The sequence below is a fragment of the Streptococcus mitis genome (genome assembly GCF_946190335.1).
Classification (GTDB): Bacteria; Bacillota; Bacilli; order Lactobacillales; family Streptococcaceae; genus Streptococcus; species Streptococcus mitis_CH.
In genome coordinates this window covers 23611-44216 of the sequence record NZ_CAMHZN010000002.1, presented here as the reverse complement: position 1 = coordinate 44216, position 20606 = coordinate 23611, and the positions used below count along the sequence as shown (strand labels likewise).

Sequence of the window (20606 nt, the reverse complement as noted above, 5' to 3'; positions counted from 1 at the left end):
TCTCCTATTCTACAATCATCTTGCCGTGCATCATATTCATGCCACAAGAGAAACCATACTCTCCAGCCTGCTCAGGCGTGATTTCCACTACATACTCTTCACCCATTGGCAGGTCCGCATGTACACCAAAATCTGGAAAAACAATTTGGTCCAAACATGGTGAAGGATCCTTGCGGTCAAAGACAATGCGGGCTGGCACTGATTTCTTGAGGATAATCAACTCAGGCGTATAGCCCCCCATGACTTCCACTCGAATCTCTTGGTAGCCCTTTTTTTGCTGGGCCTTTTGTCCAGATTTTTCAGGCTTTTTGAAAAACCAAAACAAGATAAACGCGATAAGGGCAATACAAACAATGGTTACAATACTATTTAACATGACGTCTCCTTTACATACAATTACATCTTACTTCTGTTACAGCGCTTGATTTCTTCTCAGAAATCACAGCTTCCAAGTCTTCCAAGTCAGCCTGAGTAAAATCACATTCAGCAATCAAATCAGCCAACAAGTTCTTAATCCTACGAGAACAAACCTTGTCCTTGATATCTTGGACAAGTAAATCCCGACTTTGGTCCAAAGTTAAAAGGGCTGAATAGACAAAGGACTTGCCTTCTTTTTTCCGAGTCAGACACTCTTTCTCAACCAGACGAGCCAAAAGAGTTTGAATGGTCGACTTGGACCAATCGAACCGCTCCGCCAGAACCCTGATCAAATCCGTACTGGTCTGCTCTCCTTGCATCCAAATAATCTTCATGACCTGCCATTCTGCATCTGAAATCTGCATAATCACACCTCCTAAATCTACATTTGTCGATTACAGTTATTAGTATACTTCAAAAATCTACATTTGTCAACTATGAAATTAATCTTTTCTTTAAAAAATAGAATTTTAATCATTTGATAAAGGATTTCCAGTCAAATATTACTATATAAACAATAAAAATATGCTATACTAAAGAAAAAAGAAAACAACCACTAGGGGTGCGTAAAGCTGAGATTAACGACTGTTAGACCCTTTGACTCAATCTAGGTAATGCTAGCTGATGGAAGTGGAAATGATAATGGGGACTAGCAGTCTTCTATTGCCTTCCTGAAACAAACTAGCTTGTTCTTAAGAATACAAACTTCAGTTGGTTGGGAGGTTTTAGATGACTTATTTACCCGTTGCTTTGACCATTGCAGGGACTGACCCTAGTGGTGGTGCTGGCATTATGGCTGACTTAAAGTCGTTCCAAGCTAGAGATGTCTATGGGATGGCCGTTGTGACCAGTCTTGTCGCTCAAAATACCAGAGGCGTTCAATTGATCGAGCACGTTTCTCCTCAAATGTTGAAAGCCCAATTGGACAGTGTCTTTTCGGATATCAAGCCTCAGGCTGTAAAAACTGGGATGTTGGCAACTACCGAAATCATGGAAATCATCCAACCCTATCTTAAAATGCTGGACTGTCCCTACGTCCTTGACCCTGTTATGGTCGCTACGAGCGGAGACACCCTGATTGATACCAGTGCCAGAAGCTACCTAAAAACAAACCTACTTCCCCTTGCAACCATTATCACTCCGAATCTTCCTGAGGCAGAAGAGATTGTTGGTTTTTCAATCCATGATCCTGAAGACATGCAGCGTGCCGGTCGCCTGATTTTAAAAGAATTTGGTCCTCAGTCTGTGGTAATCAAAGGTGGGCATCTCGAAGGCGGTGCCAAGGATTTCCTCTTTACCAAGGATGACCAATTTGTCTGGGAAAGTCCACGAATTCAAACCTGTCACACCCATGGTACTGGATGTACCTTTGCTGCAGTGATTACGGCTGAACTAGCCAAGGGGAAAACCCTCTATCAAGCAGTCGATAAAGCCAAGGCCTTTATCACGAAAGCCATCCAAGACGCCCCTCAACTCGGTCATGGTTCTGGCCCAGTCAACCATACAAGTTTTAAAGATTAAAAAACTCTCTAGTTCCTACTTTAAGGGAATTAGAGAGTTTTTATAATCTTCGAAAATCTCTTCAAACGACGTCAGCTTTATCTGCAACCTGCGACTAGCTTCCTAGTTTGCTCTTTGATTTTCATTGAGTATTAATTAGGAAATAATGTCATCCAACTTTGTCAAAAAGGCTTGCGTTTTTGCCTCTATATCTTCTGCCTGCATCAAATCACGTACGACAGCTACACCAGCTATACCCGTGCCCATAAGCTGGTCAATGTTCTCTGACGTCAAGCCTCCAATAGCAACTACTGGAATGGCGACCCTTTGGCAAATTGTCTTCAAGGTTGAAATCAGGGTGATAGGCGCATTTTCCTTGGTCGTAGTCGGGAAAATGGCTCCTGTCCCCAAGTAATCCGCACCTCCTTCTTCTGCCTCGAGGGCTCTTTTTACAGTTTTAGCTGTGACACCGAGGATTTTTTCAGGACCTAGGACTTTGCGGGCAACCAAAACTGGTAGTTCATCGTCTCCGATATGCAGACCAGCAGCATCAACCGCAAGACAGACATCCAAGCGATCATCGATTATCAAGGGTACCTGATAGGCATCTGTTATTTCCTTGACTTGTTTCGCCAGTTGATAATATTGATTGGTTGTGAGATTTTTTTCTCGTAATTGGATTATGGTAACTCCTGAACGACAAGCTTTCTCAACTTTTTCAAGAAAACTTTCCACGGAATCTTGGTAGCGATTGGTTACCAGATATAGTCTAAGTGCTTCTCTATTCATAAACATCTCCTTTGATGGCATCTAACCAGTTTTTATCTCTTCTTAGAAGCGAAAGCTGATTGAGAACTTGGTATCGAAAATCTTCCAATCCCATTCCTTGAACAACTATTCTCTCAGCGGAAATATTGAGATAAGAGACTGCTAGACACGAAGCTACAAAGCCAGTCTTTCCTTGGCTGAGAAAAACGGCTGTCAAGGCTCCAACCAAGTCTCCTGTCCCTGTTATCCAGTCTAATTCTGCACAGCCATTTCCCAGTACAGCGAGCTGATTCTTCGAAACGATGAGGTCCTTAGGACCAGTAACTAAGAATGACATACCAGGATAGGTCTGACACCAGTCTTTCAAGACTTGAAGTAAATCCTCAGTTTCTTGGTCTTTAGCACTCGCATCTACCCCAACACCGTGGTGCTTTAAGCCAACAAGACTTCGAATTTCCGACATGTTTCCTTTAAGGACCATAGGGCTATTGTCTAAAAGGTCTTTAACTAAGCTCTTACGAATGGATGAAGCCGTTACGCCAACCGCATCTACTACCATTGGGAGAGAAACTTGAGCTGCATAAGAAGCTGCCATACGGATTGCTTTTTCCTTCTCAGCAGACAAATGCCCCAAATTGATGAAGAGAGCATGACTTTGCTTAGTAAAATCAAGAACCTCACGAGGGTCATCTGCCATAACTGGTTTACATCCCAGAGCTAAAATACCATTGGCCAGCATCTCACAGGAAATCTCATTGGTAATGCAGTGAATTAGGGAAGTCGTTCCCAGAGGAAAAGGATTTGTAAATGCCTGCATCAGTCTATCCTTTCACGAAAGAAATATCCCTGTACTTTTTTAAAGAATTCCTGCTTGATTAAAAATCGAAAGGCAATAAAGGAAATCGCTGTACCAATCAAGGTTGCTCCGAAAAATCGAGGAGTATAGATAAACCAGCTAAGCTTTGCAGCTGATCCTGTAAAGAGTACCATAACAGGATAGGAAACAATAGAACCAATAATACCTGTTCCCAAAATTTCTCCCAAGGCAGAAAAGTAAAATTTTCGACCATACTTATAAAAGAGACCTGCTAAAAGGGCTCCAAAAGTTGCTCCTGTGAGAGCTAAAGGCGGAATCCCTTGAGTCGTCATACGGATAAAGGCTGTCACTGTAGCCATAGCCAAGGCATAAACAGGTCCCATCATGATTCCTGCTAGAATATTGACTACACTGGACATCGGTGCCATTCCCTCAATCCGAAAAATAGGCGTAAGAACTACATCAAGGGCAATCATCATGGATAAAATGGTTAATTTGTGAACCTGTAATTGGTGGTTTCTCATATTTCTATTCTTCTCCTGTTTCTAAAGACTGTAAATCGCTCTTCCATGTCTGGTGTTGGTAGGCCATTTCCCAAAACTTAGCTTCCATATGAACACTGATGTGGAAGACATCTAGCATTTTTTTCTTGTCTGTCTCGTCACTTTCTCGATAGAGCTGATTGACCAGAGCCTCTTCCTCTCTGATTTGCTGCTCCAACTCATCCGTAATATAAGTTTCAATCCATTGTTGGTAGAGAGGATTTGGTGATGGTTTAAGATTAAGTGATTTGCCTATATCATGATATAGCCAAGGACAAGGCAGCAAGCTTGCAAAGGCAATGGCTAGATTTGCTTCTTCAAATTGACGATAAATGTGAGAGATATAATGATAGCAGGTTGGAGCGATTGGATGTTGCTCCATTTCCTGGTCGCTGATTTCCAATTCCTTGAAAAATTGTTGGCGGATAAATAACTCACCCTCCACTAAACTCTGAGCATTTTGTTTCAAGAGTCTTTTCATCTCTTGGTTTGAAGTCTTATCAGCCAAAAGGTGATAGGCTTCCGAGAAGGCCTTCAAATAGTAGGCATCCTGAATCAGGTAATAGCGAAAGATGGACGGGTCTAAATTTCCCTCTTGCAACTGTAAAACAAAGGGATGATGAAAGGAGGCCTGCCAAGCTTCCTTGGATAATTCCATCGCAATATCTGTAAATTCCATAATAACTCCTTTATAAAAATAGACTGGTTTGAAGCAATAAAAAGAAAAGCAGGTAGATGAATATTGTCCTTTGAGGAATATAAAAAGTCCGATAGCGATTCTCCACCTGTGCATGTTCGTCATATCCATGCGCCGATAGGGCTCTCAGGTAAAGATGGCGCCATCTAAAGACTGTCATCAGAACCTTGCTGTAAATCAAGGGAGACCAAAAATGCAGTTCTTGACCGCGTAATAGGCAAGCTTCCTTGAGAGACTTGATTTCTTGCTGAATGAGGGGGAAGGAATTGAATACCACAATCAAGGCATAGGACCAAGAGCGTGATAACCCCTTTTGAGCCAAGTACAAAAGAAGTTCTTTTAGGGAAATAGAGGAAACAAAGACAAGTCCGATACAAACTGTCACAAAGGCCCTCGTTCCAAGCATGACTGCCTGCGAAGCATCTCCATGTAACTGAACTGCCCAGTAGTTGGCCAAAGATGGCAAGATGGCGAGTAGAATCATCCAAGCCAATACTTTAAATCGACGGTAATAGAGCATAAAGAGAATACAAAATGCGACTACCGAGAGATTCAGAGCAATCGAAGGAATGAAAGATGTTTCCAAGGATAAAATCAACAAGAAGAGACTGATAATCGGTGTCTGAGTTGCTAGTTTGACCATACTATCTCACCTCCCCTTGAGTATTGCTACTCTGAGATGTGAGTGGTTTGGTAATTGTCACGTCTTTAATATGACTGAGACCCTCACTAGTCATCTCAATCCAATAATCAACCACAGAGATCAAGGGATCCAAACGATGGCTAATGATCAGAAAACTTCTTCCTTGATTTCTCTCCTCCACAATCCACTTGCAAAAATAATGGCAAGCTCTATCATCCAAACCAGCAAAAGGTTCATCTAGTAAAATCACAGAAGCCTTGCTGGTCAAGATGGTCAAGAGCTGAAGAATCTTTTGCTGGCCACCACTTAATTGATAAGGACTCTTATCGAGTGCCTGCTCCAGATCAAAATATTGTAAAGCTTGGAAAATTCGCTGATTTCTTTCAGAATCAGGTCCATCTAATTGAAGCTCTTCTCGCAGACTGGCTCTGATAAACTGCTTCTCAGCTTCCTGAACAACACCCGTCAGGTCACGGTACAAACTCTTTTTCTTTTTCAGGACTGTCCCCTTCCAGGTAATGCGCCCCTTATACTTTTGAAATTGAAGAATAGACCGAAAGAGGGTTGATTTCCCGACACCATTATCACCCAAAATACAGGAGATTCCTTGGTAGAATGTAAAATTCACAATCGAAAAGAGGGGACGCTTATCCAGCTCACAAGTCGTTCGGTCCATATGGAATAGTTCTGGGCTAGAAGCAACTTCCTTTGAAACAGCCTGTGTCATCTCAGAGGTAGGGATTTGAAACACTTCCCTTAGTTGTCCATCTCTTAGCTCCACCATATGGTCGATATAGGCTTCATAATCAGATAAATCATGGTCGCACAAAATAACTGTCTTCCCATTAGAAGCCAACTCTTTTAGAATCTCCAATATCTCTATCCTACTCTTGCGATCAATGGAAGCAAAAGGTTCATCCAAGAGATAGACCCTAGGATTCATAGCAAAGAGAACAGCCAAGGCAGCCTTTTGCTTTTCTCCACCTGATAAGTGATGGATGGGACGGTGCAATATCTTTTCACAGCGACATTGTCGAACCACCTCTGCTATTTTAGAATCAATTTCCTGAACGGGATGCCCAATATTTTCCAAGGTAAAAATCAGCTCCTCAAACAAGTTCTCCATGGTAAATTGATGATTGGGATTTTGAAAGAGAATACCAACCGTCTGGACACGTTCGATGATAGAAAGCTGACTGACCTCGCTCCCATTTATCAGGACTTGACCGCTATAGGGAAGAGAACTGACTTGGGCAATCATTTGAAAGAGACTAGATTTTCCTGAACCACTGCTCCCAACTAACAAGGTAAAGGCTTGCACATGAAAAGTAAAATCAAGCGACTCAGAGAAGATTGGGGACTGAATCGCTCGTAGTTCCAGACCCATCTATGCCTTGCCCCCAGCTGCAAACTGATGATAAAGTTTGACAATGGCACGAACCAAGATAGTACAGAAGAAAAAGACAGAAATAAAGCGCACCACAAGCAAGGAAAGGACAAAAGGAAGGGAGAAGGCGTAGTAACCTAACTTAATGTACTCATAGACAAAGCTAACAAGCGTAATCCCAATACTATTGGCAGTTAGAGAGAGCCAACTTTCATAGCGATTCTTGGTTACGATAAAACCAAGTTCACTTCCCAAACCTTGAACCAAGCCAGACAAAAGAGCACCTAGACCGAATTGGCTACCATAAAGGACTTCAGCAAGCGCAGCTAGCACTTCACCAATCGTTGCACTTCCGACTCTTGGAACAAAGATTGCAGCAATAGGCGCAGCCATACACCAGAGACCAAAGAGGATCTCATTGGCAAAGGCCTGCAAGCCAAGAGGTGCTAAAATCAGAGTGAGGATATCAAACAGATAGCCAGATCCCACAAAAACGCCACCAAAAAAGATAGACAAGAAAGCAAGTAAGATAACATCTTTTAATTGCCATTTTTTCAACATAAAAAACTCCTTTTTTAAAGAAAAGTGGGGCATTCAAGGTGAGCTACCTAAATGCTTTGTATCATCTTCATCCAGTTTCGTAAAAGAAAAAACTCTAATTACAGATAGGAATTAGAGTTCAGCTTACAAGATTAGATGGTTAGTTTCTATAAATACAAAACCATTTCACATTTCCCTTCGCCAGTCTTAACTGTATCAGGTTCAATGGGTATCATCTCAGCCTAAAGCACCCCAAATGTCTTTATTATTTAATTATATAATTATTTTAACAAATGATTTATTCTAGTTCAAGAAATTGAACTGGAAATACAGCCTTGCACTCACAAAAATAGTAAGTCTTTCGTTTTCAAAAAACAAATGTCTTGTTTGATAGATTAGCCATTTGAGCTAAATCTGGGCATAGCTTTTTAGAAAAAAGAAAATCCTACTCCATCAGAATACAAGGAAAAATTGATAGCTATTGTTCACTCATTTCCCGAACAGTTTTTTCTATATTTTTTGCATACGATATTGCTGAAATGATTGAAACACCGTCAACATTGGTCTTCATAATGTCTTTAATATGTTTCGTCTGTATCCCACCAATTGCAACTAAGGGCATTTGTGGCAATAGTTTTCTCATCAATTTAAGACCTTCATAACCTATAGCACCACCAGCATCATCTTTTGACTGGGTATCAAATACAGGACCAACACCGACATAATCTACATATTCAACTTTTGATTGTTGAAATTCTTCCTCGTTTTTTATAGAAAGACCAATTATTTTATCTGGCATCAATTTTCTAATTTCATCAACTCCAAGGTCATCCTGTCCTACATGTACGCCATCAGCATCTATTTCCAATGCTAACTCAATATCATCATTAACGATAAATGGAACATTATATTTTTTACAAAGAGCCTGTAGTTTAATTGCTAATTCGACTTTTTCTTTACCTTCCAGGGCTCCCTCACCTTTTTCACGGAATTGAAATAAGGTTATACCACCTTTTAAGGCTTCCTCAACGACTGCATATAGATCTTTTCCTTGGCAAGTAGTCGTTCCACAAATAAAATATAGTTTTAGTAATTCTTTATGAAACATTTTACTTCACTCTTTTGAATTCCTTTACATCTTCATCTGTAATCTCGTATAAGGCATTTATAAATTCAACTTTAAATGTTCCAGGAAGATGTCCATTTGGACGTTTTTCTGCCATTTCTCCAGCGATATTGTAAACCAACATTGCTGTTTCTAATGATTTCAATTCTTGACCTTTTTCAAGCCCGATAAAGCTTGCTACTACAGCACCTAATAAGCATCCAGTCCCAATAACTTTTGGCATCATGGCACTACCATTATGAATCGTTACCACTTCTCCATTAACCGCAATAGCATCCACTTCACCTGTTACTACTATTGGAATATGAAACTTAGCGTTTGCAGCTAGAGCAATTTCATCAATATTATATACGCCCGCACTATCTACTCCTTTAGATGCCACATTTATTCCTACTAAAGAGGCAATCTCGCCAGCATTTCCCCTAATCGCTGCCAGTTTGTAATTATTGATTAGATCATCTGCTACTTTTTTTCTATATTCTCCTGCTCCACAGGCTACAGGATCTAAAACTGCTGGGACATTATATTTCTCTGCAATTTTCAGAGCAGCTTGGTATAATTTCCAATTTTCATCTGTCAATGTTCCTATGTTTATTAATAAACCACCAGCATACTTTAACAAATCCTCTAAATCTGCTGGAAACTCACTCATGGCTGGTGATGCACCCAGTGCTACTAATCCATTTGCTGTGAAATTTTTTACTACATCGTTGGTTATGCAAATGATCAAAGGTGCTTTTTCTTTTAATAATTTTAAACTTGTCATATTGAAATCCTTCCTTTTCACTTTATACGATCTACTGATTTCGATTTATTTCTATCTTTCGTTAAGAAATTTTTTCATTTACATTGAATGATTTACCTCATCAAATTTGTAAATATCCTAAACCTTCACTAGGCGTCATAGCCAATATCAAAAAAGGCTAATTCTAAAGCGACTGCTTGGTTCCAGCGTTGCTGAAGTTCTGTCAAATCTTCTAGACCTTTCCCAACACGATTGAGTTCATCAACCAGAAATTGAACCCACTCTGCAAAGAAAGGACCTCTGTGGAGATTAATCCATTCCGAATGAATGTAGGCTTCAGGTAGAGCCAAATCTTTAGAACCCCAGTCTAAATAGAGACCTTCTGCAATGACCAGCATGACCAAAAGATGGGCATAGTTTGATGAATCCACTGCCGAATACATTAGATCCTGAAAGGCTTTTGTTACAGGATGCAAGGTCACTTCCAGATAATCATTCTCAGATACTTTTAACTCTTTGAAAGCCTTCTGGAAATAACCGTCTTCATCTGCTTCAAGAAAGCCTAGTTGCTTGGCAAAACGAAGCTTGGATTCAAGCTGGTCTGCGTGGGCTACGCAGGCACCCAGCATGGATAAGAAGGCATCAAAGAAGTGATAATCTTGAATTAGGTAGTCTTTTAAGACCTTATTCTCAATTGTCCCCGCAAAAAGTTCCTTAACAAAACGATGATTGATTGCAGCCTGCCAATCCTTCTGACTGCTTTTTAATAATTCTCCAACGGTCAAACCTGACTCAAATGCATAGTCTTGTGTTTCCATATTTATTTTTCCTTTCTTTACTCCTTAGTAATCAATAAAATATCAAGAGATACCAAGCAAAATCGTAATTCCACCTGATACTTTTAAAGAACATCGAGGGCATTTGCAGAGAGCTACCTAAACAAGCCTATCCAGTTTGTATAAACAAAAAAAACTCCAATTACAATCGAGAATTAGAGTTGACTTACAAGATTAGATCGTTCATTTCGCTATACGAAAAAAACTGTTCACATTTCCCTTCGCCAGTCTTAACTGTATCAGGTTCAATGGGTATCATCTCAGCTTAAAGCACCCCAAATGTCTTTATTATTTAATTACTGCACCAGTATAGCAAAAAATGAAAGCCCTAGCAAGATATTTGATTAGAAAATATATTTATATAGATTTCAATGGTGATTTATTCTTCCTATAGACGAAGAAAAACCTCCACATCAAGTGGAGGCAAGCTGTTTTATCAATACAATTTTAAGTCGCGTGGGTCAACTGGGAAGGTTGGGTTGTATGGGTTATGACGAAGTTTAAAGTGTTTAACATCTTCAATAGTCTGAGTTCCAGACAACTGCATAACTGTCTTCAATTCCGCATTCAAATGCTCAAAGACTTGACGCACACCGACACTACCACCGAGAGCCAAGCCATAGATAACAGGGCGACCAATAGCTACCAAGTCTGCTCCTGAAGCCAAGGCTTTAAAGACGTGTTGACCACGACGAATACCTGAGTCAAAGACGATTGGTACGCGTTTGTCAACTGCTTCTGCTACTTCTTGAAGTGAGTCGAAGGCAGCTGGTCCACCGTCGATTTGGCGACCACCGTGGTTAGTTACCCAGATACCAGAAGCCCCTGCAGCAAGCGAACGTTCAACGTCCTCACGGCATTGTGGTCCCTTGACATAAACAGGAAGTCCTGAATATTCAGCGATAAATTCTACATCACGTGGAGACAAGCGTTGTTTAGCTGATTTGTAAACAAAGTCCATTGATTTTCCAGCACCTTCTGGCAGGTATTCTTCAACAATCGGCATGCCAACTGGGAAGACAAAACCATTACGTTTATCAACCTCACGATTGCCCCCTACAGTAGCATCTGCTGTCAAGACAATCGCTTTGTAGCCTTCAGCCTTCACACGGTCCATAATATGACGGTTAATTCCATCATCTTTACTAAAGTAAAATTGGAACCAGTGAGGTGTCCCTTGAAGAGCTTCCGTAATTTCTGGAAGGTCGACAGTTGAGTAAGAGCTGGTTGTGTAAAGAGAACCGAACTCATGCACACCACGCGCAGTAGCCACTTCGCCTTGTTCATTTGCCAATTTATGAGCTGCAACAGGCGCCATAATAATTGGTGAAGACAATTTTTCGCCTGCAAATTCAATCTCTGTACTTGGATTTTCAACATCACAAAGAGTATGCGGAACGATGAGTTTGTGGTTAAAGGCACGAATATTCTCACGTAAAGTGAAAGTATCTTCTGCTCCACTTGCGATATAACCAAAGGCTGCCTTAGGGATAACTTGTTGCGCCATTGGCTCCAAATCATAGGTATTGATGAAATCTACATGGCCTTCTGCATTGCTTGTTTTGTATGACATAAAATGCCCTCCTTAATAAGTAAGCGTTTACTTTGTATATTACAAAAATATCTTAACTCTTTTTTCAACACTTTTCAAATATTTTGTTTGGAAATTTCATACTTTCAATCATTTTACAGAGATAATTAAAAATGATAAACTTTTTTAAGTTATGGAAATTCAAATAATCTTTTCATTTTCTAGTATAAAAAAGAAATCAGGTAATCCTAGTGACTACCTGATTTTTCTATGTCTTAGGCATTTTGCCAATTTTCTTGGTCTTCTTTAAAGCGTTTTAGGAGATCCAAGCCTTCTGGTGTGATATAGCCTTCTTCTTGGGCTAGGTGAATGAGTTCACTGTAGTTAGAAAGCGTCACAAGTTTGACACCTGCATCTGAGAAGTTCTTATCTGCTTTTGGCAATTGGTAGCTGAAAATCGCTACAACACCGAGGACCTCTGCTCCTTCTCGTTTAGCAGCTGCTACAGCTTCAAGAACAGAACCACCTGTTGAAATAAGGTCTTCAACCACTACCATTTTTTGACCCTGAGCTACGCGGCCTTCGATTTGATTACCAGCTCCGTGGTCTTTTGGTTTGCTACGAATGTAAGCAAAAGGCAAGTTCATCTTATCAGCAATGATAGCTCCGTGTGGAATCCCAGCTGTTGCAGTCCCTGCAATCACTTCTACATCTGGAAAGGCTTCTTTGATAGCATCTACAAAGCCATTTTCAATTAGGGTACGAGTTTCTGGATAGGCTAGTGTCACACGATTATCAGTGTAAATCGGTGACTTGATACCAGATGCCCAAGTGAAAGGCTCCTCTGGTTTGAGGTAAACGGCTTGGATTTTCAAGAGGTGGCTAGCGATATCTTTAGCAAGTGTCATGGTCTTCTCCTTTTATTTTTCTAATCTATTTCTTTAATTCCAGTCCTGTGTCCATTCATCCTTGATGGCATGATACGCTGCAACAGGGTCTTCAGCTTGAGTAATGGGACGTCCCACTACGATATAGTTACTACCGATTTGATAAGCATCCGCTGGCGTCATGACACGTTTTTGATCTCCTACTGCAGCACCTGCAGGACGAATGCCCGGTGTCAGACAGATAAAATCTGGATTGGTGGCCTGCTTGATGAGTTGCACTTCCTGAGCCGAGCAAACAACACCATCTAATCCCGCTTCAGCCGTCTTCTTGGCATAGTGGATCACAGACTCTTGCAGGCTGGTTTGGATATTTTGAAACTCCTGCATCTGAGCTTCTGATGTTGATGTGAGCTGAGTGACAGCGATCAATTTTGCTTGACTTCCAAGACCTTCACGCGCCGCCTTCATCATCTCTACACCCCCAGACGCATGAACATTGGTCATATCCACACCAAGCTGAGACAAGACCTTCATAGCTGATTTGACTGTATTGGGAATGTCATGAAGTTTGAGATCAAGAAAGACGCTGTGACCCAGACCTTTCAAGTAAGACACAATCTCAGGACCCGCTGCATAATAGAGCTCCATCCCTACCTTGAGATAAAGGCTTTCTTCTACTGGGAAATGAGCTAAAAATTCCTTGACCGCCTCAAAACTAGGAAAATCAAGAGCAATGACTGGACGATGTTCTCGCATAGGTTTCTCCTTCTACCTTTGCTAGTGAGAGAGTCTGGCCAACAGAAGCCACGAAAAAAGGAACCTGCCAACAGCAAGGTTCCACGAAAAATGGGTAGTCTCCACCCTTTCACCGTCTAACCTTAGCTGCCTCTCTGGACTGCTTTAAAGGTTTTTTACTATTCTATTATTTCTACTAACACTTGTCAAGTAAAAACATGGCAACTAAAGAGCTATAGGAGAATAGGTAAACCTAGCGACGCGATGAACGCTGACTTGTTTGGTTTCGATTGCTTTCTTCCTCCAATTTTTTCTTCTCTTCTTCCAATTTATTCTGCTGTTCTTCTAGCCTTTTCTTCTCTTCCTCTTTTTGTTTCTTCTCAGCTTCCTTAGCCTCTTGTTTGGCTTTTTCCTCAGCCTCCATGATTAATTTATCCGCCACAGTGTAGCTGTAAATTCCAGCTTCCATGTCAATCACACTCGGTTCTGACAATTGTGGCTTAATCTTACTGTAATATGGCAGTTTCTTACTCATTTCAGATAGAGGAACCAAAACTTCGTCCGAATCATTCATAGTCAATCGAATTAAATCAGAAGTCACCTTGCTTGGGGCTAGTTCCACCTTTTGGATAGAAGATTTGAGTTCGGGGCTAATTTGAGAAAGTTCTGAGGTAAAGGTCTTGATTTGTTCGCTGTTATTAAAGAGAACTGATATATAAGTTTCTGGCAGACTGACCAAACTCACCGAACTGGTCTCAAGCTGACCGCTTGAAAGGATTGGATAATGACTTTCTCCAGAAACATAATAGGCAACAATATCATATTCCTTGACCTTGATTGTAAACTTGGTTGGAAATTGATAGACAAGCTGAGCTGATTCAACCCAATAGTTAGACTTGATCTGCTCTTCATATTTTGCCTTGTCTAGCAGAAGGTTAATCGTATAATCCGAATCCTGAATGCCTGAAGCCTGTCGAATATCATCATCTGTAGTTTGCACGGTTCCCTCAACACGAATATCCTTCATGGTCGCATAAGGACTGAGCAAGTAAGCAGAGACAACCAATAAAAGCAGACTGAGAAACAAAATCGAGATAGCCCGCCAGATATGAACTCCTGGAATTTTCGGTTTAACCGTTTTTTCCTTTACAGGCTTTTTCTCTACTTTTTTAGCCTGTTTCTTTGGTTCTTTGGATTTTGGTTCTTTGGACTCTGGTTCTTCTTTTTTGACGTCTTCTGACTTTTCTACTTTTTCTTCAGACTCTTCCTTAGCTGATTCTGGGTCTTTTGGTTCAGGTTCACTATCTTGATCCTCAGTTTCATCTGACTTTTCAGATTTTGAAGCCATTCGAGCTTGTCTTTCCTTTTCCTTCTCCTCAGCTAGGGCCGCCTCTTCTTCAGCCTTCTTTTTTAGATATTCCTGGTTTCGTTTCTGCCATTCTGATAACTCTTTAAATTCTTCGAGGATTTCTTTGCCCTCTTTTTTCTTATCTTTTGACATTTACTTTCCTTATGATAAATCTTTTTTCAACAATTGATAAAAATCTGCTAGAGATTTCAATTCCTTAGAAGCCTTCATCTTAGCTTTGTATTCTTCCTTATGACTTAGTAAGTGAGAAAGCTTCTCTTCTAAACTGTCCAAGGTCAAATCGCTTTCTTGAAGCTCTTCTGCATAGCCTTTTTTTACAAAGTAGGCTGCGTTCTCAATCTGATCTCCACGACTAGCTTCACGACCAAGCGGCACAATAACATGCAATTTTGCCATGGCTAAGAGCTCAAAAATCGTATTGGCACCACCTCGTGTCACAACAATATCAGCCAATTCCATCAAGGGTTGATAGAGATTGGTCACATAGTCAACACGAAAGAGATTTTGACTCAACTCATTCAAGCTAGAATCTCCAGTTAGATTGATAATATTGTAGCGCTCTGTCAGTTCTTTCTTATGGTCTGTCACCAATTGATTAAAGACACGAGCGCCCGCAGAACCACCGACAAACAATACAGTTGGCAATTTAGGATTAAAGTGGGTTTGAATATCTACCAATTCATCTGGTTCTGGACTTTTTTGGTCTGAAACCTTGGTCACTGCTCCCACATGCTCGACCTTAGACAAACTTGAATCTTGCTCAAAGGTTGAATACATCTTAGTCGCAAATTTATAAGCAATTTTATTGGCCAAGCCCATAGATAGGTCAGATTCGTGAATAAAGACAGGCACTCCTGAAACACGTGCTGCGATAACAGGTGGCACAGAGACAAAGCCTCCCTTTGAAAAAAGTGCTTGTGGACGAAGTCGCAACATAATAAAGAGAGATTGGACAATTCCCCAGCCAACTTTAAAGACGTCCAGCATATTTTGCCAAGAGAAATAACGACGCAATTTGCCAGTCGCAATGGAATGGAAGGTGACATCTAGACCCGACTTGAGGATTTCTTGGTGTTCGATACCACGCTTGTCCCCGATATAGTGGACTTCCCAGCCATCTTCGATGAACTTGGGCATCAACAAAAGGTTGAGGGTCACGTGTCCAACCGTCCCCCCACCTGTAAAGACAATTTTTTTCATATTATTCCTTTAACTCCGCTACTGTGTCGATAAATAGGTCGCCACGTACTTCAAAGTTAGCATACATATCCCAGCTAGCATTAGCAGGACTGAGAAGGACTACATCTCCTTGAGTCGCAAGTTCATAGGCTTTGCGGGCCGCATCTGCAATGTCAGTCGCATCCACATATGCCACACCAGCCTTGTCTGCTGCCCGTTTGACACGTTCTGCAGACTGACCTAGGATGACCATCTTCTTAAGTCCAGTAATGTCTGGTACCAATTCGTCAAACTCATTGCCACGGTCCAAACCACCTGCAATCAAAATGACCTTGCTGTTGTCAAATCCTGACAAGGCTTTTTGAGTTGCCAAGATATTGGTTGATTTACTATCATTATAGAATTTGACACCCTTGATTTCATCCACAAATTGGAGACGGTGTTTGACACCACCAAAGGCTGAAAGAGTTTCTTTGATGCTTTGGTTATCAACACCACGAAGCTTGGCTACAGCAATAGTCGCAAGCGCATTTTCCACATTGTGGCTTCCTGGAACTCCGATTTCATTCGCTGCCATGACAACTTCCCCACGGAAGTAGAGTTGACCATCTTCCAGATAAGCTCCATCAACCTTTTCAAGTGTTGAAAATGGTACAACGGTAGCTTGTGTTTTTCTTGCCAATTCTTTTGCCAAGTCTTGGTTAAAGTTCAAGACAAGGAAATCAGCCGCTGTCATCTTGTTCTGGATATTCCACTTGGATGCTACATATTCCTCAAAAGAACCATGATAATCGATATGAGTTGGCATGAGGTTGGTAATAACCGCAATCTCTGGATGGAATTCTTGAACGCCCATGAGTTGGAAAGAAGAAAGTTCCATGACAAGCGTGTCCTTATCTGTCGCAGTTTGAGCCACTTGACTGGCTGGATAGCCGATATTTCCTGATAAGAGACCATGTTGGCCAGCAGCAGTCAAAACTTCCCCAATCATGGTCGTTGTGGTTGTTTTACCGTTCGAACCTGTGATACCGATAATTGGCGCTTCTGAAATCAAGTAAGCCAATTCCACCTCAGTCAAGACTGGAATTCCCTTGGCCAAAGCCTTTTCAATCATGGGATTGCTGTAAGGTATACCTGGATTTTTCACCATGAGAGCAAAGTCTTCATCCAAGAGTTCCAAAGGATGACCACCTGTGATAACCTTGATCCCTTCTTCCAACAAACTTTGCGCAGCTGGATTGTCCTCGAATGGTTTCCCGTCATTTACTGTCACAATAGCACCTAGTTTATCCAACAAACGAGCTGCAGATTCACCAGACTTGGCCAAACCTAAAACAAGGACTTTCTTATTTTTAAATTGATCTATTACTTTCATGTCTCGAACTCCATTTCTACTCTTACTATTTTACCATTTTTATGGAAATAAAAAAGCCACAAAGTGTGTTTGTGACTCTTTCTTCTAACTGAATTTTACCTTATCATCTATGTGATAAATCGGTAACTCGAATAACTTGGTCCACTTGTTCCCAAATAAGAGGATTGTGGGTCGCAATAATAATAGTTCGATTCGGATTTTTCAAAGATTCTAGGATAGAAAGTAATTCCTCAGAATTTTTGGGGTCTAAGGAAGCTGTTGGTTCATCTGCGAGGATCAAAGGTGGATCCTTTAAAATTATCTTCGCTAGTGCAACACGTTGTGCTTCTCCTCCTGATAATTCAAAGATAGGTTGCTTTAAATCTAAATAAGAGAGGTTAACACGGTTTAGAGCTTGTTTCATCAAAGAGATTTTCTCTTTTTCTTTCAACTTTTTACCAACTAAACCCAGATTGAGATTCTCTTTAACAGTTTGACTTTCAATTAAGCCAAAATCTTGAAATAAGTATCCCAAGTAATCTCTAAAGAAAACAGAAGGCTTGATGTCCTTAAGAGAAGTACCATCATAGATGATTTGTCCTTTGTCATATGGCTCTAATCGTCCAATCATATTCAAGAGTGTTGTCTTACCACATCCACTTGTACCGATTAAGGCATAAATTTTCCCACCTTCAAAATGAAGATTCGTATCTGAAAATAGCTGACGGCTTCCAAATTTTTTAGATATATTCTTTAGTTCAATCATTCTATTTTCCTTTCATAATTGTCATAGAAACACGAGATTCTTTCTGCGCTTGACGGTAAAGCGTTAGAACTGCACTAGCTAGAAAGACTAATAAAGTGAGCAAGCCAATCACCAAGTCTCGACTGCTTAAAATAAAGAGACTAGCACCAAATACAAAACTGGCAAATTGACTAACCATATACTGAGCATGTGTTTCAAAAAATCGTAAACCTGAAATTCGTTTAATCAAGATATCTCGACGGAATTGCTCGAAATATAGAAGATTGACAGAATAAAAGAGTAACAAGGAACTAGCTATCCCAACAATAGCTCCTAAGATTAAAGTTGCTGTTTCAGTTTGAACTTCATTATAACGAGTTAGATAAACACTTCTTCCTTCTTTAAGATAGGATACTTGCTCATAAATTCCAGCTTTCTTTAAGAGTTCTAGCCCACTCTCATATCCTTTGATAAAGAGTTGTTTTCCAGCATTGATAGACCAAACAGATTTGGAAATGATACTATCACCTGTAGATGTAGGAGTGAACACAACTAAAATCGGATCGGTTAAGTACTGAATGGATACTGGACTTTCACCGTTATTATAAATAAATCGCTTTTCTCCAGTTGGAAGATAGCTAACAATCGCTCTCATTTCATACTCTAAAGGAGCGTTTTTATCCTCACTTGATTGTCCGTAATAGTTCAAACTCTCTTCAAAAGCTTTCTTAAGTTCTGCTTCCTGTGAACGAAGAGATTCTGGTAATAAGAGTCCAAATTCTCCTTTTTGAAGATGAGCTAGTTTCTGTTTAGTCTCAGCATCTACTACGACCTTTTCCTTGTCCAAATAACTTGGACTAACATAGAGCGTATTAGCATCTGGGCTATAGGTATCCAGTGTCTCTCCCTGTTCATTTTTTCCTTGTGGATTGGCAAAATGAAACAGATTATCCTTTACATAAAGAGCTTGTTCTTCTTCGATTGCTTCCTTGGCAAAGGCATACCACTTGCTCTGATTTTCTGTATCATTTACTCTATCACCTAAGCCAAAAGAAATTTGATAATAGTCTGCTCTGTCCTGCCATGCTTGTTTTGAAATTTCAAGTTCTTTCAATCGTTGGTAAGACGTCAAGCCTGTCTTAACAGCGTAGCCCACTGTAAAAACAGCTACTAACTGACACAATAGGGTTAAAGCCATCAAGCGTTTAAGGGGTAATCTCCCCTTAATAACAGGAACTAATGCTTTGTAACTCAAACTCATTAGATAAAGAAGCATTAGTAAAATTGAAATACCCAATAAAAACAAAAGATAGAAACTAATCCCAAAACCATATGTAGCTAACAAAATAGGATAAAACAAACCTTGACTAAAAAGAACGACTCCTCCACCTAGGAAGGAAAGGAGGGCTGATAGAAGGATCCACTTGATATCAGTCGATAAAGAATGCCCCATGATGGATAAGAGAGTCTGACCAGAAAAGAGTTTTATACCTGCTGCTCTCATTTCCTTAATCCGAGTGATAATCACTAAAGCAAAGAAAGATAAGCCAAATATTGCTAAACTAATTAAAATAAGGGGAATTAGTAACATTCTAAAAGCAAGAGAATAGGGCGGTGTCTTTCGGTCAGGAATTGCTTTATAACCCAAATCTCCTAATTTATCGGCAAGCTTTTCTTTCGTCAAGGAGCCTGACAAAAGGAGATAACTATTTAGCGGATCACTACGTTCACGACTTTCTTGGCTAGCTTCTTGGAATTCTTTTGGTAAAGTTCCCTGACCATAAGTTGCATAAGTAAAGTGAGTCGTCCCATCCTTACTCGGCTCTACGATTCTTCTAGCTATTAAACTCTGTTCTGAGTTTGCAAAATTCTCCAATTCCTGTTCAAATACCTCACGCGTCGGTTCCTGAGTATCCTTTTTGACACGAAGTAAGGAGACGGAATCATAGCTTGCATATAAATATTGTGGCGCACGTAAGACAATAATCCAAGCAAAGAAAAAGCTGAGAAAAAAAGTTGATAATAATATGAATAGTTTCTTCATAGTAGACTCCTTGTATAAGAGAATAATCCTATAGAACAAAGATTTTATGTTTTATAAATTCTTAGAATTATTTTCCTAGTTTAATCCATCACACCCTGAGCACCAAGACAACAATACTCTTCAAAAATCAAATTCAAACCGCGTCAACGTCGCCTTGCCGTACTCAAGTACAGCCTGCGGCTAGTTTCCTAGTTTGCTCTTTGATTTTCATTGAGTATAAATTTAATCCTTTCTTATTTTGAAATCGGTTTCTTATAACTTAAGTATATCACTTTCTATATAATCTATCAACATATTTTACTAAGATATCATTAGTAATAGAATTTTAAAGTTTCCTTAGAAATAGATGTCGGGAAAGAATTTAAGTTCAGTTTTTCCCATTCATATTATCCAAGCAAAAGAAATGATATTAACTAAAAAGCAATTCGAACTACTGTAAAATTCCTAACAAAAAAGAGAGCCGAAACTCTCTTTTTATCTTCTTTTACTTTTATTAACCGACATGAGGGTAATATCTCGCAAGCTAAAGTATGCTAGGAAGAGCATAGCGATTGCGATAAAGAATTCTGTCGGTAGCTGAAAGATTTGCAGAACTGACAGCATAAGCAAAATCAAGAGTGCTACAAAAGCAAAGACGACAAGGACAATATTGACTGTCCCTTTAATGCTTTCTGGTGTCGCAAATACATAGAGTAGTAATAAGAGGAGTCCTATGATTAAATAAACCATCTTTATCTCTTTCTA

At 40.1% G+C, this 20606-nt stretch carries 22 protein-coding genes and 3 riboswitches; of the genes, 1 reads left to right on the top strand and 21 read right to left on the bottom strand.

The window, feature by feature from the left end; all coding sequences use genetic code 11:
- Positions 1-4: 4 nt before the first annotated feature.
- A complete protein-coding gene (locus tag N8O43_RS03835; RefSeq protein WP_000935076.1) occupies positions 5-376 on the bottom strand; it encodes a cupredoxin domain-containing protein in 372 nt (123 codons plus the stop codon).
- A gap of 10 nt (positions 377-386) precedes the next feature.
- The gene (locus tag N8O43_RS03830) at positions 387-782 is read right to left on the bottom strand and encodes a CopY/TcrY family copper transport repressor (protein ID WP_001167205.1); all 396 of its coding nucleotides are present in this window, start codon (positions 780-782) and stop codon (positions 387-389) included.
- A 183-nt stretch (positions 783-965) separates the two neighbouring features.
- Positions 966-1063: riboswitch (TPP riboswitch) on the top strand.
- An 83-nt stretch (positions 1064-1146) separates the two neighbouring features.
- Between N8O43_RS03830 and thiD the strand changes: the two genes are divergently transcribed.
- Positions 1147-1938, top strand: coding sequence for a bifunctional hydroxymethylpyrimidine kinase/phosphomethylpyrimidine kinase (gene thiD, locus N8O43_RS03825; RefSeq protein ID WP_153199564.1), 792 nt, complete (start codon positions 1147-1149; stop codon positions 1936-1938).
- A 135-nt stretch (positions 1939-2073) separates the two neighbouring features.
- Here the strand turns inward: thiD and thiE (N8O43_RS03820) are convergent, their stop codons facing one another.
- The 19 genes from thiE (N8O43_RS03820) to N8O43_RS03730 all read right to left on the bottom strand — a co-directional run bounded on the left by thiE (N8O43_RS03820) (position 2074) and on the right by N8O43_RS03730 (position 20591).
- Positions 2074-2706: a thiamine phosphate synthase gene (gene thiE / locus N8O43_RS03820; protein ID WP_261089499.1), complete on the bottom strand. Its 633-nt coding sequence runs from the start codon at positions 2704-2706 to the stop codon at positions 2074-2076.
- The gene (gene thiM / locus N8O43_RS03815) at positions 2699-3502 is read right to left on the bottom strand and encodes a hydroxyethylthiazole kinase (protein WP_261089498.1); all 804 of its coding nucleotides are present in this window, start codon (positions 3500-3502) and stop codon (positions 2699-2701) included. Before thiM (N8O43_RS03815) ends, thiE (N8O43_RS03820) begins: the two co-directional genes overlap by 8 nt.
- Entirely contained in the window at positions 3502-4026 is a 525-nt protein-coding gene (thiW, locus tag N8O43_RS03810) for an energy coupling factor transporter S component ThiW (protein WP_261089497.1), read from the bottom strand. Before thiW ends, thiM (N8O43_RS03815) begins: the two co-directional genes overlap by 1 nt.
- A gap of 4 nt (positions 4027-4030) precedes the next feature.
- Entirely contained in the window at positions 4031-4723 is a 693-nt protein-coding gene (tenA, locus tag N8O43_RS03805) for a thiaminase II (protein WP_261089496.1), read from the bottom strand.
- A gap of 10 nt (positions 4724-4733) precedes the next feature.
- Entirely contained in the window at positions 4734-5384 is a 651-nt protein-coding gene (locus tag N8O43_RS03800; RefSeq protein ID WP_261083361.1) for an energy-coupling factor transporter transmembrane component T, read from the bottom strand.
- A gap of 1 nt (position 5385) precedes the next feature.
- Positions 5386-6771, bottom strand: coding sequence for an ATP-binding cassette domain-containing protein (locus tag N8O43_RS03795; RefSeq protein WP_261089495.1), 1386 nt, complete (start codon positions 6769-6771; stop codon positions 5386-5388).
- Positions 6772-7332 carry an ECF transporter S component gene (locus N8O43_RS03790; RefSeq protein WP_000915275.1) on the bottom strand — a complete coding sequence of 187 codons (561 nt, stop codon included), beginning with the start codon at positions 7330-7332 and terminating at the stop codon, positions 6772-6774.
- A 155-nt stretch (positions 7333-7487) separates the two neighbouring features.
- A riboswitch (TPP riboswitch) is annotated at positions 7488-7576 on the bottom strand.
- Positions 7577-7789: 213 nt separating this feature from the next.
- Positions 7790-8419, bottom strand: coding sequence for a thiamine phosphate synthase (thiE, locus tag N8O43_RS03785; RefSeq protein WP_125393657.1), 630 nt, complete (start codon positions 8417-8419; stop codon positions 7790-7792).
- A gap of 1 nt (position 8420) precedes the next feature.
- Positions 8421-9203: a hydroxyethylthiazole kinase gene (gene thiM / locus N8O43_RS03780; RefSeq protein ID WP_185756851.1), complete on the bottom strand. Its 783-nt coding sequence runs from the start codon at positions 9201-9203 to the stop codon at positions 8421-8423.
- A 128-nt stretch (positions 9204-9331) separates the two neighbouring features.
- Complete coding sequence (locus N8O43_RS03775) at positions 9332-10000, bottom strand: TenA family protein (protein WP_045611973.1); 669 nt, start codon at positions 9998-10000, stop codon at positions 9332-9334.
- A 217-nt stretch (positions 10001-10217) separates the two neighbouring features.
- Positions 10218-10306: riboswitch (TPP riboswitch) on the bottom strand.
- A gap of 148 nt (positions 10307-10454) precedes the next feature.
- The gene (gene lctO, locus N8O43_RS03770; RefSeq protein ID WP_000120714.1) at positions 10455-11591 is read right to left on the bottom strand and encodes an L-lactate oxidase; all 1137 of its coding nucleotides are present in this window, start codon (positions 11589-11591) and stop codon (positions 10455-10457) included.
- Between the two features lie 233 nt (positions 11592-11824).
- A complete protein-coding gene (gene pyrE / locus N8O43_RS03765; RefSeq protein ID WP_261089493.1) occupies positions 11825-12457 on the bottom strand; it encodes an orotate phosphoribosyltransferase in 633 nt (210 codons plus the stop codon).
- 33 nt (positions 12458-12490) lie between these two features.
- The gene (pyrF, locus tag N8O43_RS03760) at positions 12491-13192 is read right to left on the bottom strand and encodes an orotidine-5'-phosphate decarboxylase (protein WP_261089492.1); all 702 of its coding nucleotides are present in this window, start codon (positions 13190-13192) and stop codon (positions 12491-12493) included.
- 232 nt (positions 13193-13424) lie between these two features.
- The gene (locus tag N8O43_RS03755) at positions 13425-14672 is read right to left on the bottom strand and encodes a cell division protein FtsQ/DivIB (RefSeq protein ID WP_261089491.1); all 1248 of its coding nucleotides are present in this window, start codon (positions 14670-14672) and stop codon (positions 13425-13427) included.
- A 9-nt stretch (positions 14673-14681) separates the two neighbouring features.
- Entirely contained in the window at positions 14682-15740 is a 1059-nt protein-coding gene (locus N8O43_RS03750; protein WP_261011059.1) for a UDP-N-acetylglucosamine--N-acetylmuramyl-(pentapeptide) pyrophosphoryl-undecaprenol N-acetylglucosamine transferase, read from the bottom strand.
- A gap of 1 nt (position 15741) precedes the next feature.
- The gene (gene murD / locus N8O43_RS03745) at positions 15742-17094 is read right to left on the bottom strand and encodes a UDP-N-acetylmuramoyl-L-alanine--D-glutamate ligase (protein ID WP_261089490.1); all 1353 of its coding nucleotides are present in this window, start codon (positions 17092-17094) and stop codon (positions 15742-15744) included.
- 103 nt (positions 17095-17197) lie between these two features.
- Positions 17198-17839, bottom strand: coding sequence for an ABC transporter ATP-binding protein (locus tag N8O43_RS03740; protein ID WP_000571283.1), 642 nt, complete (start codon positions 17837-17839; stop codon positions 17198-17200).
- Position 17840: 1 nt separating this feature from the next.
- Entirely contained in the window at positions 17841-19862 is a 2022-nt protein-coding gene (locus tag N8O43_RS03735; RefSeq protein ID WP_261089488.1) for a bacteriocin-associated integral membrane family protein, read from the bottom strand.
- A gap of 474 nt (positions 19863-20336) precedes the next feature.
- Complete coding sequence (locus N8O43_RS03730) at positions 20337-20591, bottom strand: DUF3165 family protein (protein ID WP_024056536.1); 255 nt, start codon at positions 20589-20591, stop codon at positions 20337-20339.
- Between the last annotated feature and the right edge of the window lie 15 nt (positions 20592-20606).

Coding starts and splice junctions, on each gene's coding strand:
- N8O43_RS03835 (WP_000935076.1), bottom strand. CDS start 376: ATGTTAAATAGTATTGTAACCATTGTTTGTATTGCCCTTATCGCGTTT.
- N8O43_RS03830 (WP_001167205.1), bottom strand. CDS start 782: ATGCAGATTTCAGATGCAGAATGGCAGGTCATGAAGATTATTTGGATG.
- thiD (WP_153199564.1), top strand. CDS start 1,147: ATGACTTATTTACCCGTTGCTTTGACCATTGCAGGGACTGACCCTAGT.
- thiE (WP_261089499.1), bottom strand. CDS start 2,706: ATGAATAGAGAAGCACTTAGACTATATCTGGTAACCAATCGCTACCAA.
- thiM (WP_261089498.1), bottom strand. CDS start 3,502: ATGCAGGCATTTACAAATCCTTTTCCTCTGGGAACGACTTCCCTAATT.
- thiW (WP_261089497.1), bottom strand. CDS start 4,026: ATGAGAAACCACCAATTACAGGTTCACAAATTAACCATTTTATCCATG.
- tenA (WP_261089496.1), bottom strand. CDS start 4,723: ATGGAATTTACAGATATTGCGATGGAATTATCCAAGGAAGCTTGGCAG.
- N8O43_RS03800 (WP_261083361.1), bottom strand. CDS start 5,384: ATGGTCAAACTAGCAACTCAGACACCGATTATCAGTCTCTTCTTGTTG.
- N8O43_RS03795 (WP_261089495.1), bottom strand. CDS start 6,771: ATGGGTCTGGAACTACGAGCGATTCAGTCCCCAATCTTCTCTGAGTCG.
- N8O43_RS03790 (WP_000915275.1), bottom strand. CDS start 7,332: ATGTTGAAAAAATGGCAATTAAAAGATGTTATCTTACTTGCTTTCTTG.
- thiE (WP_125393657.1), bottom strand. CDS start 8,419: ATGTTTCATAAAGAATTACTAAAACTATATTTTATTTGTGGAACGACT.
- thiM (WP_185756851.1), bottom strand. CDS start 9,203: ATGACAAGTTTAAAATTATTAAAAGAAAAAGCACCTTTGATCATTTGC.
- N8O43_RS03775 (WP_045611973.1), bottom strand. CDS start 10,000: ATGGAAACACAAGACTATGCATTTGAGTCAGGTTTGACCGTTGGAGAA.
- lctO (WP_000120714.1), bottom strand. CDS start 11,591: ATGTCATACAAAACAAGCAATGCAGAAGGCCATGTAGATTTCATCAAT.
- pyrE (WP_261089493.1), bottom strand. CDS start 12,457: ATGACACTTGCTAAAGATATCGCTAGCCACCTCTTGAAAATCCAAGCC.
- pyrF (WP_261089492.1), bottom strand. CDS start 13,192: ATGCGAGAACATCGTCCAGTCATTGCTCTTGATTTTCCTAGTTTTGAG.
- N8O43_RS03755 (WP_261089491.1), bottom strand. CDS start 14,672: ATGTCAAAAGATAAGAAAAAAGAGGGCAAAGAAATCCTCGAAGAATTT.
- N8O43_RS03750 (WP_261011059.1), bottom strand. CDS start 15,740: ATGAAAAAAATTGTCTTTACAGGTGGGGGGACGGTTGGACACGTGACC.
- murD (WP_261089490.1), bottom strand. CDS start 17,094: ATGAAAGTAATAGATCAATTTAAAAATAAGAAAGTCCTTGTTTTAGGT.
- N8O43_RS03740 (WP_000571283.1), bottom strand. CDS start 17,839: ATGATTGAACTAAAGAATATATCTAAAAAATTTGGAAGCCGTCAGCTA.
- N8O43_RS03735 (WP_261089488.1), bottom strand. CDS start 19,862: ATGAAGAAACTATTCATATTATTATCAACTTTTTTTCTCAGCTTTTTC.
- N8O43_RS03730 (WP_024056536.1), bottom strand. CDS start 20,591: ATGGTTTATTTAATCATAGGACTCCTCTTATTACTACTCTATGTATTT.